Genomic DNA, 14,528 nt, shown 5'->3' on the forward strand with positions numbered 1-14,528 from the left:
TGACCACGCGTCGAAAGACACGCCGCACCCCCGGCCCCCGCCACCCGGACGAAGAAGCGCCGCCGAGCAGCCAGCCCGGCGGCGCTTCACCCTGCCCACTTGACAGAAAGCCCTACATATCAGTCGACGAGCGCGGCGGCGAAGACGTGCGGGGTGAAACCGGTCAGATCACCGATTCCCTCGCCCTGCCCGAGGAGCTTGACCGGGATGCCGGTGCGTTCCTGCACCGCGAGGACGAAACCGCCCTTGGCCGACCCGTCGAGCTTGGTCAGCACGAGACCGGTCACCCCGGCGTGCTGCAGGAACGCCTCGGCCTGCATGAGCCCGTTCTGCCCGGTCGTCGCATCCAGGACGAGGAGGACCTCGCTGATGGGCGCCTGCTTCTCGATGACGCGGCGGATCTTGCCCAGCTCATCCATCAGTCCGCCCTTGGTGTGCAGTCGCCCTGCGGTGTCCACCAGGACGATCTCGGTTCCCGTGCGCTTGGCGTAGTCGATGGTCTGGAAGGCCACGGATGCTGGGTCCTGTCCCTCCTGCTGCGGCCGCACGATCGCCGCGCCGCCGCGCTCGGCCCAGGTGGCGAGCTGGTCGACGGCCGCGGCACGGAAGGTGTCTGCGGCACCGACGACCACCGAACGGCCGTAGCGCTGGAGGAATTTGGCGAACTTGCCGATTGTGGTGGTCTTCCCGACGCCGTTCACGCCGACGACGAGGACGACGGCGGGCCGCTCGGTCAACCGCAGTGTCGTGTCGAAGCGCGCGAAGTGTTCCTCCAGCGTCTCCTTCAGCATGCGCTGCAGGTCGCGCGGATCGGTGGTGCGGTAGCGGTCGACCTTCTCCCGGAGCTCGTCCACGATGCGCTCTGTGATGTCAGGACCGAAGTCCGCGGTGAGAAGAGCGGTCTCCAGATCGTCCCACGTCTGCTCGTCGATCGTGGGCTTGACGAACATGCCGCGCAGCGCGCGACCCAACGACCAGGAGCTCTCCGCCATGACACCAGCCTACGTGCGCGGGCGCGCGGGTCTTCAGCCGGCGACCCGCGCGCCGCGCTCGTCGTCGGTCGCCCGCGCGAGCCGCTGTCCCACGACGGCCGACACTCCGTCCTGACGCATCGACACGCCGTAGAGGGCGTCGGCGATCTCCATCGTCCGCTTCTGGTGCGTGATGACGATCAGCTGGCTGCTCGCCCGAAGCTGCTCGAAGACTCCGAGGAGCCGGCCGAGATTGGCGTCGTCGAGCGCAGCCTCGACCTCGTCGAGGATGTAGAAGGGACTCGGCCGCGCCTTGAAGATCGCCACCAGCAGCGCCACGGCGGCCAGCGATCGCTCCCCGCCGGACAGCAGCGACAACCGCTCGATCTTCTTCCCCACCGGTCGCACGGTGACCTCGATGCCCGTCGTGAGCGCATCGTCTGGCTTGGTCAGCTCGATGCTCCCCGAGCCCCCGGGGAACAGCACCGGGAAGACCTCGTCGAAGGCTCGCTGGGTGTCGGCGAAGGCCTCCAGGAAGATCGTCCTCATGCGCTCGTCGAGCTCTTCGATGATCGTGAGCAGGTCTTTGCGGGTGCGGCTGAGGTCGTCAAGCTGCTCCGTCAGGAACGCGTGCCGCTGCTCGAGGGCCGAGAACTCCTCCAGCGCGAGCGGATTCACGCGGCCCAGTTGCGCGAGTGTGCGTTCGGCGTCGGCCAGTCGTCGCTGCTGCGCGGCACGATCGAAGGGAATCCCCGGGGCTTCGGGGTCGGACGGATCGGGTATCAACTGATCCGGACCATATTCCGAAATCAGAATGCTCTCGTCGAGGCTGAGTTCCGACAGCGCGCGATCGCGGAGAGAACCGGCCTGGAGGCGGCGCTCGTGAATGCGCAACTCCAGTCCGTGCACGTCCTCGGTGACCGCGGACAGGCGCTCCCGCACCCGCGCGTCCTCATGCCGCAGATCAGCCAGCTCCGCGGTCACCGCCGTTCGGGCCGCTTCGGCTGCGGTGAGCTCGGCACGGGCCCCGCCCAGGGAGCGATCGACGGCATCCAGAACAGGAGGAATGCGGCGGGCCACATCGACGGCGGCGTCGCGCTGATGCTGCCTGATCACCGCCCGGCGAGCGGCCTCCACGGCGGCCGCCTGCTCCCGCTCCCGCTGCTTCTCCATCTGCACGACGCGCGATTCCTGCGCCCTGATCCGCTCCTTCAGGGTCTCCACGTCCAGGCGGGCGCGCATTTCGGTCTCGCGTGCAGAATCCAGCGCGGCCAGCAATCCATCACGGGATGAGGCGTCCAGAATGGGGCGGGGCGCCTCCAGCGCTGCGGTCAACTGCTCATGGGCGACCCGGGAGGCGTCGGAAGCGTCATCGACACCGGCTCGGGCCTGCGCGAGCGCGGAGGCCAGGCGCTCGGACTCGGCGACCGCCGCCTCGAAGCGCACGGTCGCCCGATTGACCTCCTCCGCCCGCGCCGACACGGCGGCGTCGTGTGCACGCATCGCCTGCAGGGCCGACCGCGCACGACGGCGCTTGTCCTCGAGGTCGGCCGTGCCCTCCGACCGCGCCTCCCGCAGTGAGTCGACGATGACGGCGAGCTCGTCCCGGCGTGTGGCCGCGGCGTCGCGCTCGGCCACGAGCTCCAGGCGCGAGCGGGATGCGCCCGTCCCCGCTCGGAGGCGATCGACCCGGCAGACCTCGCCGGCGCGGGTGACGATCGTGGCCCGCGCGTGCACCGGATCGGACAGCAGCCGCTCCGCCTCCTCGAGGTCGGACGCGATGACCACCCCGGACAGCAGTGCGCGAACACCCTCCGGAGCCGACACCACCGACGCGGCGCTCACACCCGGTCCGGAATGGTCGGCGCCGTCGGTGACGTCGCCGAAGGGCGGATCGGCGATGACGATGTCCACAGCTCCGGCGTCGTCGGCGACGACGGTCGCTGCGAGCCCGAAGCCCGCGGGCAGATCGGTGACGAGAACCGCCTCCGCCAGGGGCCCGAGCGCCGCGGCGACAGCGGCTTCGTAGCCGGCCTCGACGCGGACGGCGTCCCCCACCAGTCCGCGGATCCCCGCCCCTCCCCGCGAAACGATGTCCGCGGCGGTCGAGCGGATGTCCAGCGCGCGGTCGATGGCCGCCACCTGCGCGCTCAGGGCATCGAGCTCGCGTTCGGCGGTGTGCAGCCGTTCGCGCAGCCCCGCGAGCTCCTCCTCGGCGGCCCCGGCGTCACGTTGAGCCCGCTCGTACTCCGCGGCGTGGTCGGCAGCCGGCTCATCGTCTCCCGGCTGAACGGCGGCAAGCGCCGCTTCGGCCTCGTCTCGCCGGATGATGGCCGCCTGCCACGCACGCTCCTGTCGCTCGACGGCGGCGCGGACCGCCGCGAGCGTCGAGTCTGCCGTCTCGGCAGCCCCTCGCAGGGCCGTGATCCGCATGTCATGCTCCGAGACCAGCGCGCTCTGCTCGGCGATGTCGACGTCGAGGGCGTCCAGCTCCGCGCGGGCACGGGTCACCTCCCGCGCGGCTGCCGCGGCGTCATCCTGCGCTCCCGCCAGCCCCGCCGCGATCGCATCGATCTCCGCACGTTCGTGAGCGATCGCCTCCGGCGTGACCGTCACGCCTCCGCGGTCGGCGTCGTGCTCGGCCGAATCGGCCAGGAGCGACATCCGCTGGCCGGCGAGGGCGTAGAGCGACCGCAGTCTCTCCTGCACGCGCTCGAGTCCGTGCACCACCCGCCGCGCCTGGTCGACCGCCTCGGCGCGCTGGTCGCCCTCGAGGGCCTCGATGCGACTGCGAACGCTCTGCGCCTGATCCTGCAGGACCATCCTCTCGGCCATGCGCTCCTGCTCGGTGCGCACGTGCGCCGCCAATTCCTGACGCAGTCGCAGCAGCTCGTCGGCGAGGAGTCGGGCGCGTGCGTCGCGCACGACGGCGGCGATCGTCGCCGCTTCGCGGGCGACCTCGGCCTGTCGGCCCAGCGGCTTGAGCTGTCGACGAAGCTCTCCGGCGAGATCGCTCAGTCGGGTGAGGTTGGCCTCCATCGCCTCGAGCTTGCGAAGCGTCTTCTCCTTGCGACGTCGATGCTTCAAGATGCCGGCGGCTTCTTCGATGAACCCGCGGCGGTCCTCCGGCGTGGCCTGCAGCACGGTGTCCAGCCGCCCCTGTCCGATGATCACGTGCATCTCCCGGCCGAGGCCGGAATCGCTCAGGAGCTCCTGGACATCCAGCAGTCGACAGGTCTCGCCGTTAATCGCGTACTCGCTGGCGCCGTTGCGGAACAGGGTTCGGCTGATCGACACCTCGGTGTAGTCGATGGGGAGGGCGCCGTCGCTGTTGTCGATCGTGAGACGCACTTCGGCTCGGCCGAGCGGTCCGCGCGTCGCGGTGCCGGCGAAGATGACGTCCTCCATCTTCCCGCCGCGCAGGGTCTTGGCCCCCTGCTCCCCCATAACCCATGCCAGCGCATCGACGACGTTGGACTTGCCGGAACCGTTCGGGCCGACGATGCATGTCACCCCCGGTTCGAACGCGAACGTCGTGGGTTGGGCGAAGGACTTGAACCCTTTGAGCGTCACGCTCTTCAGGTGCATCGTCCACCTCCGGCCCTGCACGCCCGCGGCCCGGAGCGGCGCCGCTCACGTTACCGAACTCCTCCGCCGATGCCGGTGAGGCAGGCGGACGGCCGACGAACGCAGGAACGACACGCCCGGAAAATCCTCATTTCTGGCAATTCGCTTGACGAGCAGTACAGGATCGCGCTAGTGTCACTGCTCGCGTCCGATGTCGAAAGGAGGTCACCGATGATGCACATGATCGAACCGCGCCGCACGGCGCGTCGCTTCTCAGGGCTCACTGCGTCGGTGACCGGATTCGCCGGCGCCGTCACCCCCACCGCCTGCTGACCGGCTGAGGGGACAGGTCTGCCCGTCGGGCACCTGTCCGCCCTCGCCGCGCCGGGTGGCTTCTCCGCCGGCATCCCTCTTCTGCGCGTCCTCGTGACGCCACGCGGCATCCACGTCCGCGCACTCCTCCTCCGCACCCTGTGCCCGCTGCCTCACGAAAGCGAAAACCGCCATGTCCGCTCCCTTCCTCTCCGATTCCTCTCTCGATCACGATCAACGTCACCGACTCCTCGCCGACGTCGATCTCCTCCCGAGCTCCGCCGCCCCTTCGCGCCTCGAGCGCTGGGAGTTGCGCCTCGGGCTCTGGCTGCTGCTGCGCGCGGCGCGGCGTCGGTCAGCCTCCCCCGGCGACCGGGTGCGCGCGGCCGCCTTCGCGGCCGCCCGAGCGCGTTCCGAGCGGGAGCACGCCGCATGGCGCGCACTCGCGCTCGGCACCGTTCGCGTCTGACCGGTCCGGAGCCGTCCCGTACGGCTCCGGACCCCTTCGAAAGGACCATCCATGAACGATCACGCACCGGTCGGTGTCGAGATCAGGCCCCTGACCATCCCGGCTCGCATCGACGCGGACGACGCCGACGACTTCATCGAGATGACCCGGGTACGAAACCAGGTGTACCGCGAGATCTCAGGACACGATGACGAGCGCATCACCGCGGCCGAACTGCTGCCGCACTATCAGCCCGACGACTACGAGACACGGCTGATCTGGACGGTGCGCTCAGGCGGACGCATCGTGGGTCGCTGCGGTATCGACCTCCCCCACGAAAAGAGTTCCACGCTCGCCTTCTGGCAGGTGGAGCTGCTGCGTGAGGTGTGGGGTCGCGGCATCGGTTCCGCGGCGTATCGACTTATCGAACAGACCGCGCGCGAACACGGCCGCACCGTTCTGCAGTCGTGGGCCGAGCACCCCGAAGCCCCGGGACCACGCCTCGCGGCGCCGACCGGATTCGGCGAGATCCCCGAGGACCACGCGGCGAGGTTCTACCTCCGTCACGGCTATGCGCTCCAGCAGGTCGAACGCGCCAGTGCGCTGGACCTCCGCGACTCCTTCGACGCTCTCGAAGAGCTGTATCGCGACGCCCAGCGGGCTGCCGCCGACTATCGCGTCGTGCAGTGGTTCGCCCCCACCCCGGCGAAGTGGGTCGACGGGTACGCCTGGATGAAATCGCGCATGTCGACCGATGCTCCTGCTGCCGATCTAGAGTTCGACGAGGAGAGCTGGGACGCGGCACGAATCGCGCTTCACGACGCCCGGTACACCGACAGTGGACGACTGCTCCAGGTGACGGCAGCGCAGCACAGGTCGACCGGGGAGCTCTGCGCCTTCAACGAACTGGTCATCGGCGCCGATCGGACGGAGGCCTCGCACCAGGAGGACACCCTCGTGTTGAAGGCCCACCGGGGGCACCGACTCGGGATGCTCGTCAAGTGCGCGGGCCTGCTGTCATGGCGACGGCTCGTGCCGGACTCCCCGCGCGTCCTCACCTACAACGCCGAGGAGAACCGTCCGATGCTCGACATCAACGAAGCGCTCGGTTTCCGCCCGATCGCCTACTCCGGCGCGTGGAAGAAGGTCCTCGATGCCGCGGGCTGACACCGCGGGCAGAAGTGACTCGAGCGGTTGGTGAAAGACACGCGCACGATCGGACGGCCGCACCGGGGGCAGGGTTCGCCGGTGCGGCCGTAGGCGTTGAGCGAATGCGCGAAGTAGCCCGCCTGCCCGTTGACGTTGACGTACTGCGCATCGAAGCTCGTCCCGCCCTCGGCCAGGGCCTTGTCCAACACCGTCCGCACCTCGGCGAGCAGACGGTTGACTCGGCGGGTGGACAGAGTGTCGGCGGGCGCCTCGGGATGCAGGCGTGCAGCCCACAGCGCCTCGTCGGCGTAGATGTTCCCGATCCCGCTGACCACGGTCTGGTCGAGGAGGACGCGCTTGATCGCCGACTTCTTCCGGCTCAGGATGTCGCGGAACCTCCGGTCCCGGAACGCCGGGTCGAGCGGGTCGCGCGCGATGTGCACCACCTGCTGCGGCACGCGGACGAGATCGGAGCCGATCCCGCCGGGCGCACCGTCGGATGTCGGGAGGAGGGGGTCCACGGCGAGCGAGCCGAAGGTCCGTTGATCGGCGAAGACGAGGACGAGCTCGCCGTGGACGGGATGACGCACCTCGAACCGCACACGCTCGTGTCGCTCGGCCGGCGCGCCGGGAGAGCGAAGCAGCATCTGGCCGCTCATGCCGAGGTGACCCACGAGCGCGTCGTGGGTGCCGGCGAGCGGGAACCACAGGAACTTGCCGCGTCGCACGGCCGCCTCGACGCGCCGACCCGCGAGGGTCGTCTCGAAATCCGCCGCGCCTCCGCGGTGACGTGTGAGGGCCCGGGCATCATGGACGACCACACCCTCGATGACGGCGCCGCGCAGCGCCGGATCCAGTCCGCGGCGGACGACCTCGACTTCGGGCAGCTCAGGCATCGACGCCGGGCGCGTCGGCGGACTCGGACAGCTCGCGCCAGGCCAGGAGCGCCGCCGCCATCTCGGCGTGCTTCTTGCTCGACCCGCTCCCCCGGGTCTCGGTGTCCCCCACCCTCACCCGAGCGGTGAACACGCGGTCGTGATCAGGCCCGGTCGCCGAGATCTCGTAGGAGGGCGGGGCGAACCCGCGTCGGGCGGCGAGCTCCTGCAGGCTCGTCTTCGGGTCCACCGCCGCACCGTAGCGCTCGGGGTCGGCCAGCAGCGGCTCGACCAGGCGGAGGACGAGGGCGGTGGCGGCATCCGGACCGGCGGACAGATAGGCGGCGCCGATGATCGCCTCGGTGGCGTCGGCGAGGATCGAGTCCTTCTTGCGTCCACCCGTCAGTTCCTCACCGCGGCCGAGCAGGACGTGATCTCCCAGTCGGATGCGACGCGCCACCTCGGCGAGGGCGACGGTCGAGACCACGCTCGCGCGTCGCTTGGCCAGCTGCCCCTCTTCGAGGTCGGGATGCCGGGTGTACAGGCGCACGGTCACGGCTTGACCGAGGATCGCGTCGCCGAGGAACTCGAGTCTCTCGTTGTGGGGAACCCCGCCGTGCTCGTACGCCCAGGAACGGTGAGTGAGAGCCAGCAACAGAAGCTCGGGGTCGATATCGACCCCGAGCTTCTGTGTCAGTGCGTCCAGCGGCGGGTGCGCCGGCGTGGCGTCGGTACGGCGGGTCACCGAATGCGCAACGCCGATCAGACGTCGGCGACCTTGCGGCCCTTGTACTCCAGGAACAGCTCCGTGCCCTGCGAGTCGGTCACGACCTTCGCCTGGTGGGGACGGCTGTAGACGACCTTGCCGTTCTCGATCGTCTTGACCAGCGTGGGGGCCTCGGCCTTCCACTGCGCGCGACGCGAACGGGTGTTGGAGCGGGAGACCTTCCGCTTCGGGGGGTTACCTGCCATGGCTAGCTCTTCTCTGTGTTCTCAGCGCGGGGCGCTGGGTTCTCGTCGCGGTCCCGGGGCCCGGGGGCGTTGACCGCGTCGTGGTCGATGTAGTCCTGGAGCGCTGCCCACCGTGGATCGATCGGCTCGGCACTCGGTTCGGCGTCTGCTGCCCGCCGGACACCCGTGACCGGATCGAGGCCGGGGCAGTCCGGCTGACACACCGGTTGGAAGGGAAGCGACAGGACGACCGCATCCCTGACCAGAGTTTCAAGATCCACGTGGTCGTCTTGAACCTCGAAGTCAGTTTCCTCCGACCCAGAATACGCGAAAAGCTCCTGGAACTCGACTTCGACGCCCTCGGAGATGTCGCGGAGGCATCTCCCGCACACACCGGAGAAGGTCGTGGAGACCTCACCCGACGCAAGGATGCCCTCGTGAACGGACTCCAGGCGCACGTCGAGCTCGAGAGCCTCCGACTCCGGGACGGAGACGAGTCCTTCGCCCCATTTCTCGGGCACGCGCAGATCGAGACGGAACTCGCGCATCTCGCCGGGCCGGCGGACGATGTCTCGCACCGGGATCACGAAGGGTCCGTTCAGCCGTCTGGTCACGGGCGACCATGTTACCCGCCTCGCGGGCCCGGAGCTCAGCCCGACAGATCGTGCGCCACGAGGAAGCGGGCGACGGCGGGCGGTACGAACGGCGACACATCGCCGCCGAGCGCCGCCACCTGGCGCACCAGGGAGCTCGAGACCATGGCGTGCGCAGGGTCGGGCAGGAGGAACACGGTCTCGACGTGTGCGAGATGGCGGTTCACGATCGCCATCGGGGTTTCGTAGGCCACATCGATCTGCGAGCGGATCCCCTTCACCAGCACGCTGGCATCGACATCGGCGGCGTAGTCGACGAGGAGGCCGACACTCCAGGACGCGATGATCACCTCGCTGTCGATGTCGCTCTCGGCGATCGACTGCTCGAGAAGTGACAATCGCTGAGCGATGGGCAGCATCGCCTCTTTGTCGGGGTTGTGGACCACCAGCACGTGCAGCTGGTCGTACAGGCGCGCCGCGCGGCGGATCACATCGAGGTGCCCGAGCGTCGGCGGGTCGAACGATCCGGGGACGACGGCGATCCTGCTGTTCATGCGACAACCCTATCGACGGCCCGCGAACTCACCGGCCCGGGCGACCGGGGACCGCCCGTCACGTTCGCGCCAGCGCCGCGCGCTCGACGTTTCCGATGCGCCGTTCGATCGCCGCGGACAAGGCCGGATGCCGCAGCAGAGGCGGGTCATCCGCGATCACCGCCTCAGCCGCGTGCCGCGCCGCGGAGATCACATCGGCATCGCGGGCGACGCGAAGCAGACGCAGCGACGACCGTGCGCCGGACTGCAGGTCGCCGAGCACATCGCCCTCGCCGCGGAGTTCGAGATCGACCTCCGCCAGCTCGAAGCCGTCGAGCGTGGCGGCGACCGCTTCCACCCGCTGGCGCGCGAGCGAACCCGGCTCCGCCTCGGTGACGAGCAGACACAGTCCCGGCACCTCGCCGCGGCCGACCCGACCTCTCAGCTGGTGCAGCTGCGACACCCCGAACCGGTCGGCTTCGAGGATGACCATGGTCGAGGCGTTGGCGACGTCGACACCCACTTCGACCACCGTGGTGGCCACGAGGACATCGATGTCGCCACGCGCGAAGGACTGCATGATGTCGTCCTTCTGCTCGGACGGGAGCTTGCCGTGCACCATCGCCACCCGGATGTCGCGGAAGGCGGGATGGCGGGAGAGGAGGTCGACGACCTGGACCACACCCCATCGGGTGCGGCCGGACCCGTTCACCCCGGTGCGGGGTGCGATCTCCTCCGTCGCCGGCGCCGTCTTCTCGACGTCGTCGGGGACGGGGGGCGCCTCGTCGTCGACGAGATCGGCGTCGGCGTCGATCGCCGCGGTGACGATGAAAGCCTGACGGCCCTGCGCGACCTCTTCGGCCACGCGCTCCCAGACCCTTCCGAACCACGACGGTCGCTCGGCGAGGGGTGCGACGTGCGTGGTGATCCCCGCGCGCCCGGCCGGCATCGAGCGGATGGTGGACACGTCGAGGTCGCCGAACACCGTCATCGCGACCGTGCGCGGGATGGGTGTGGCAGTGAGGACGAGCACGTGAGGCGCCGAGCCTTTGGCGCGCAGTGCCTCGCGCTGCTCGACGCCGAACCGGTGCTGCTCGTCGATGACCACCAGACCGAGGTCGGCGAAGGTGGTCGAATCGCTCAGCAGCGCGTGGGTGCCCACGACGATGCGCGCCTGACCGGACGCGGCGCGCAGAGCAGCCTTCCGGCGAACGGCTGCGGGCAGCTGCCCGGTCAGCAGCGTCGGCATGAGCTCGGGGGCCAGTACCGGACCCAGCATGCGGGCGATGGATCGCACGTGCTGTGCGGCCAGGACCTCGGTGGGCGCGATGAGAGCCGATTGACCCCCCGATTGCGCGACCTGCAGCATGGCACGGAGCGCGACGAGGGTCTTCCCCGAGCCGACCTCGCCCTGCACCAGCCGGTTCATGGGCCATCCGCCGACGAGGTCTCGCTCGATCTGCTCGCCCACGGCGGCCTGGTCGGGCGTGAGGGCGAACGGCAGCGCCGCGTCGAAGCGCTCGAGAAGATCGCCGGGTGGTCGCGCGGTGGCGGACATCGCTCGTACGAACTGCCTCTGCTGGAACAGCGCAGCCTGGAGCACGAAGGCTTCCTGCATGCGGAGCGTCTCGCGGGCGAGGTCGACCTGCTCGAGGAAGTCGGGGCGGTGGATCCGCTCCAGGGCCGTGCGGGCGTCGAGAAGTCCGTGCGCGCGGCGCAACGGCTCGGGCACCGGGTCATCGACGGGGCCGAGGACGTCGAGGACCACACCGACGGTCTTGGCGACCAGGAAGCTCGGCACGGTGGCGGTGGCGGGGTAGATGGGGATCGGCAGGTTCGCCGTCGCCTCCGCGGTCATCCTCGCCGTCACCTCGTCGTCGAAGAGCTCGTAGACGGGATGGGCGAGTTGGTACTGACCTCGATATTCGCCGACCTTCCCGGCGAAGATCCCCCGGCGGCCGGGGGTGAGGTCGCCGGTGCGCCACGCCTGGTTGAAGAAGGTGAGGGTGAGGGTGCCGTTGCCGTCGCTGATCGTGACCTCGACCAGGGAACCGCGCCGATTGCGCATCGACCGCGTGGTGACGCTCTGCACCTCGGCGACGATCGTGACCGGCTCGCCCAGCGGGAGTGAGTTGATCGGCGTCAGCTCCCCGCGGCGCGCGTATCGCCGCGGGTAGTGCGAGAGCAGGTGCTCGACCGTTCCGATTCCGAACGCCCGCGCGAAGATCTTGGCGGTCTTGCCGCCGACGACCGCGTCCAGACGGGACTCGAGGGCGATCGACGGCATACCTCGAGTGTAGGGATGGGCGCCGACAGCGTCCGTCCCACTCTCGCGCGACTCAGCCGAAGATCTGCGACGCGATGTCGGAGAGGAACGCGCGGCCGTTGCGGTTGACCGGCGCGTAGTAGATCCACACGTCGTCGCGGGCCACGACGAACTCCTCCGTATCGGGGCCCGACCCGGGAAGCTCGCAGAACTGCGCACCGAAATCGTCGGAGACCTGGCAGGTGTACCCCTCCTCGGGGAGGGTCGCCACCGCGGCGGTCACCGCATCGGGGGCGGCGGTGCTGATGAGGACGAGCAGGCCGGTGGCGTCGCCGACGATCCAGTCGCAGCCCAGGACGAGTGTCGATCCTTCCGGCGCCGGGCGGACGAAGCCCTGCCCATCGCTTTGGAGCGTCATGTCGCCGACCATCTCCTGTCGGGACGCCTCGCTGCCGAGGTCCGTGCACTCGGTGGGGATCGAGGCGGTGGAGGTCGGCGACGAGCTGGGCGACTCGCTCGGGGAGTCCGCGGGGGAAGCGCTCGGCTCCGTGCTCTGCGTCGGGGTGGTCGTCGGCGTCGGAGCAGGCTCCGGCGCGCAGGCCGACAGCAGGCCCAGAGCCAGCGCGGCCCCGGCGATCACGGTCAGGGAACGGTGGCGAGTGGACATCGACGACTCCTGGGACGAGACGGGACACCGGTGGAATCCCGCCGGCACGCGCCATCCTAGGGACAGCGCACCACCGGAGGCCGCAGGCGGATCGTCGTGTCGCGCTCGGTATCGTAGGCGCGTGACCCGCATCATCTCCGGACGAGCCGGCTCGCTCGGCCTCGCGGTTCCCGATGCCGGGACCCGGCCGACGAGCGATCGGGTCCGCGAGTCGCTCTTCGGGGCACTGGATGCCGCCGACCTCCTCCGCGGCGCCCGGGTGCTCGATCTCTACGCCGGGTCCGGGGCCCTGGGGCTCGAAGCCGCCAGCCGCGGGGCGGCGACGGTCGACCTCGTGGAGAAGTCGCCGCAGGCCGTGACCGTGATCCGCAGGAACGTCTCCCGGGTCCAGACGGCGCTGCGCGGCTCTCCCGACGCCGCGCGCCTGGCCGTGCACCGCGCCGGTGTCGAGGCGTATCTGCGGTCGGCGCCGGTCGGTGTCTTCGATCTGGTCTTCCTCGACCCGCCCTACGACCTCCCCGATGCGGAACTGCGCACCGTTCTGGATCTGCTCGTCCCCGCTCTGTCGCCGCAGGCGACCGTGATCGTCGAACGCGGAGCCCGATCGGCCTCGCCGGTGTGGCCGACGGCACTCCGAGCCGATCGTCACCGGCGTTACGGCGACACCGCCCTGTGGTGGGCCGTCCGCGACGGAGGTCAGCCCGACGCGGAGTCCCAGTCGCGATAGGGGTCCCAGCCGCTGCGCCCGCGGTAGGGCTCCCCATCGACGAGGAGCGGGTGATCCCCCCGGGCGTGGACTGCCCCGACCAGCCGGAAGCCGGGAGCGGGACCCCGGGCGGCCGGGAAGGTCGCGAGGAGGGCGTGATCCTCCCCACCCGCCAGCGCCGTCGCCGGGTCCTGTCCGAGCGCATCGGCACGCAGTTCGATCGTCACGCGTGAGGCACGGGCGATGCGACCGGCATCCAGGGCCAGCCCATCCGAGACATCCATCATCGCCGTGGCACCGTGCGCCGCCGCCACCGCGCCGAATGCGATCGGCGGGCGCGGGCGCAGCTGCGCGCCGACGAGCGCGACATCGGCCTCGGTGAGACCCGAGACGGGCACCGGTCGCCCGTCCACGCGGAAGCGCTCGAAGAGGAGGGAAAGGCCCCGGGCCGCCTCCCCCATCGCCCCGCAGACAGCCACGACATCGCCGGGCTGCGCCCCGCTGCGGGTCACCGGTTCGACCCCCTCCAACACACCCAGGGCGGTGACCGCGATCGTCAGCGTGTCGGACACCGTGAGGTCTCCGCCCTCGACGGTGGCGCCGGGTGCCAGCTCGTCGCACGCCGATCGCAGTCCGTCGGCGAGTCGGTGGACGAAGGAGACCGGGGTGGTGTCGGGCATCGCCAGCGCCACGAGGAGGGCTGTGGGACGCGCTCCCATCGCCGCAATGTCGGCGAGGTTCACCGCGGCCGCCTTCCATCCCAGATCCGTGGCCGACGACCACGCGAGGCGGAAATCCGGTCCGTGCACGAGAGTGTCGACGCTCGCGACGATGCGGCCGCCCGGCACGGCGAGGACCGCCGCATCGTCACCCGGGCCGAGGAGCGCTCTGGAGGGCGCGAGGCGATCGAGGATCCCGGCGAGGATCTCGCCCTCGGTCAGGTCGCCGACGACGGGGTCCGGGGTGCTCACCCTCTCACCGTACCCACCGGCGGCGCGGGTTAGCCTGGAGGGGTGCGCCTCGCCCGTCATCGTCACGTTCTCGCCGGGCTCGCCGTCGGCGCGGTGCTGACGCTGACCTCGTGCGCGGCCACGGTCTCCGTTCCCCCTGCGGACCACGCCGACGACCCGCTGTGCGCGGAGATCACGGTCCGCCTCCCCGCAGAGGTGGACGGGCAGGAACGGCGGTGGACCGACGCGCAGGCGACCGGCGCGTGGGGCGCACCGACCTCCGTCATCCTCACCTGCGGCGTGGAGCCCCCGGGCCCCACCGAGGCGCGCTGCATCACCATCGGCGGGGTGGACTGGATCGTCGAGGAGAGCGATCCGCCCCGCTACCTCATCCGCAGCTACGGGCGGACGCCGGCGGTCGAGGTGTACGCCGACAACAGCGTCGTCTCCCCCAACGAGGTGCTCGCCACCCTCGGACCGATCGTGTCGCAACTTCCCCGCGAATCCGAGTGCACCTCGACCGAGACGCTCCTGGACTGA

The 14,528-nt window shown here is 70.3% G+C and carries 15 protein-coding genes; 4 read left to right on the plus strand and 11 right to left on the minus strand.

The annotated features are described in order from the left end of the window. Nucleotides 1-119: 119 nt before the first annotated feature. The 3 genes from ftsY to MA875_RS02655 form a co-directional block, all read right to left on the minus strand. A complete protein-coding gene (gene ftsY, locus MA875_RS02645) occupies nt 120-992 on the minus strand; it encodes a signal recognition particle-docking protein FtsY (RefSeq protein ID WP_179560253.1) in 873 nt (290 codons plus the stop codon). Nucleotides 993-1,025: 33 nt separating this feature from the next. Beyond that, nucleotides 1,026-4,559: a chromosome segregation protein SMC gene (gene smc / locus MA875_RS02650; protein ID WP_248240124.1), complete on the minus strand. Its 3,534-nt coding sequence runs from the start codon at nt 4,557-4,559 to the stop codon at nt 1,026-1,028. A gap of 252 nt (nt 4,560-4,811) precedes the next feature. Then, complete coding sequence (locus MA875_RS02655; RefSeq protein WP_248240125.1) at nt 4,812-5,045, minus strand: hypothetical protein; 234 nt, start codon at nt 5,043-5,045, stop codon at nt 4,812-4,814. Here MA875_RS02655 and MA875_RS02660 point away from each other — a divergent pair. Both MA875_RS02660 and MA875_RS02665 read left to right on the plus strand, forming a co-directional pair. Further along, nucleotides 5,044-5,319, plus strand: coding sequence for a hypothetical protein (locus tag MA875_RS02660; RefSeq protein WP_248240126.1), 276 nt, complete (start codon nt 5,044-5,046; stop codon nt 5,317-5,319). The two genes, MA875_RS02655 and MA875_RS02660, sit on opposite strands and share 2 nt — an antisense overlap. A gap of 51 nt (nt 5,320-5,370) precedes the next feature. Next, nucleotides 5,371-6,465, plus strand: a complete 1,095-nt coding sequence (locus MA875_RS02665) for a GNAT family N-acetyltransferase (RefSeq protein WP_248240127.1) — start codon at nt 5,371-5,373, stop codon at nt 6,463-6,465. On the opposite strand, the gene mutM is transcribed toward MA875_RS02665, so the two are convergent. From mutM to MA875_RS02700, 7 genes are read right to left on the minus strand one after another with little or no spacing between them, the layout of a single operon-like run. Beyond that, nucleotides 6,423-7,343, minus strand: coding sequence for a bifunctional DNA-formamidopyrimidine glycosylase/DNA-(apurinic or apyrimidinic site) lyase (gene mutM / locus MA875_RS02670; RefSeq protein ID WP_248240129.1), 921 nt, complete (start codon nt 7,341-7,343; stop codon nt 6,423-6,425). The genes MA875_RS02665 and mutM overlap by 43 nt on opposite strands. After that, complete coding sequence (gene rnc / locus MA875_RS02675) at nt 7,336-8,067, minus strand: ribonuclease III (protein ID WP_248240131.1); 732 nt, start codon at nt 8,065-8,067, stop codon at nt 7,336-7,338. Before rnc ends, mutM begins: the two co-directional genes overlap by 8 nt. Nucleotides 8,068-8,084: 17 nt before the next feature. After that, on the minus strand, nt 8,085-8,294 hold the full coding sequence (rpmF, locus tag MA875_RS02680) for a 50S ribosomal protein L32 (RefSeq protein ID WP_019179169.1): 210 nt from the start codon (nt 8,292-8,294) through the stop codon (nt 8,085-8,087). Nucleotides 8,295-8,296: 2 nt separating this feature from the next. Further along, nucleotides 8,297-8,875 carry a YceD family protein gene (locus MA875_RS02685; protein ID WP_248240648.1) on the minus strand — a complete coding sequence of 193 codons (579 nt, stop codon included), beginning with the start codon at nt 8,873-8,875 and terminating at the stop codon, nt 8,297-8,299. A 47-nt stretch (nt 8,876-8,922) separates the two neighbouring features. Then, nucleotides 8,923-9,420 carry a pantetheine-phosphate adenylyltransferase gene (gene coaD / locus MA875_RS02690; RefSeq protein WP_248240133.1) on the minus strand — a complete coding sequence of 166 codons (498 nt, stop codon included), beginning with the start codon at nt 9,418-9,420 and terminating at the stop codon, nt 8,923-8,925. A 58-nt stretch (nt 9,421-9,478) separates the two neighbouring features. Further along, the gene (locus MA875_RS02695) at nt 9,479-11,686 is read right to left on the minus strand and encodes an ATP-dependent DNA helicase RecG (protein WP_248240135.1); all 2,208 of its coding nucleotides are present in this window, start codon (nt 11,684-11,686) and stop codon (nt 9,479-9,481) included. Nucleotides 11,687-11,738: 52 nt separating this feature from the next. After that, a complete protein-coding gene (locus tag MA875_RS02700) occupies nt 11,739-12,332 on the minus strand; it encodes a hypothetical protein (RefSeq protein ID WP_248240137.1) in 594 nt (197 codons plus the stop codon). Nucleotides 12,333-12,453: 121 nt separating this feature from the next. Between MA875_RS02700 and MA875_RS02705 the strand changes: the two genes are divergently transcribed. Then, nucleotides 12,454-13,059, plus strand: a complete 606-nt coding sequence (locus tag MA875_RS02705) for an RsmD family RNA methyltransferase (RefSeq protein WP_248240138.1) — start codon at nt 12,454-12,456, stop codon at nt 13,057-13,059. Here MA875_RS02705 and thiL read toward each other — a convergent pair. Continuing rightward, nucleotides 13,029-14,009, minus strand: a complete 981-nt coding sequence (gene thiL, locus MA875_RS02710) for a thiamine-phosphate kinase (protein ID WP_248240139.1) — start codon at nt 14,007-14,009, stop codon at nt 13,029-13,031. The genes MA875_RS02705 and thiL overlap by 31 nt on opposite strands. A gap of 42 nt (nt 14,010-14,051) precedes the next feature. Between thiL and MA875_RS02715 the strand changes: the two genes are divergently transcribed. Beyond that, entirely contained in the window at nt 14,052-14,528 is a 477-nt protein-coding gene (locus MA875_RS02715; protein WP_248240140.1) for a DUF3515 family protein, read from the plus strand.

The sequence above is a fragment of the Microbacterium kunmingense genome (assembly GCF_023155745.1).
In the GTDB taxonomy this organism is placed as follows: Bacteria; Actinomycetota; Actinomycetes; order Actinomycetales; family Microbacteriaceae; genus Microbacterium; species Microbacterium kunmingense.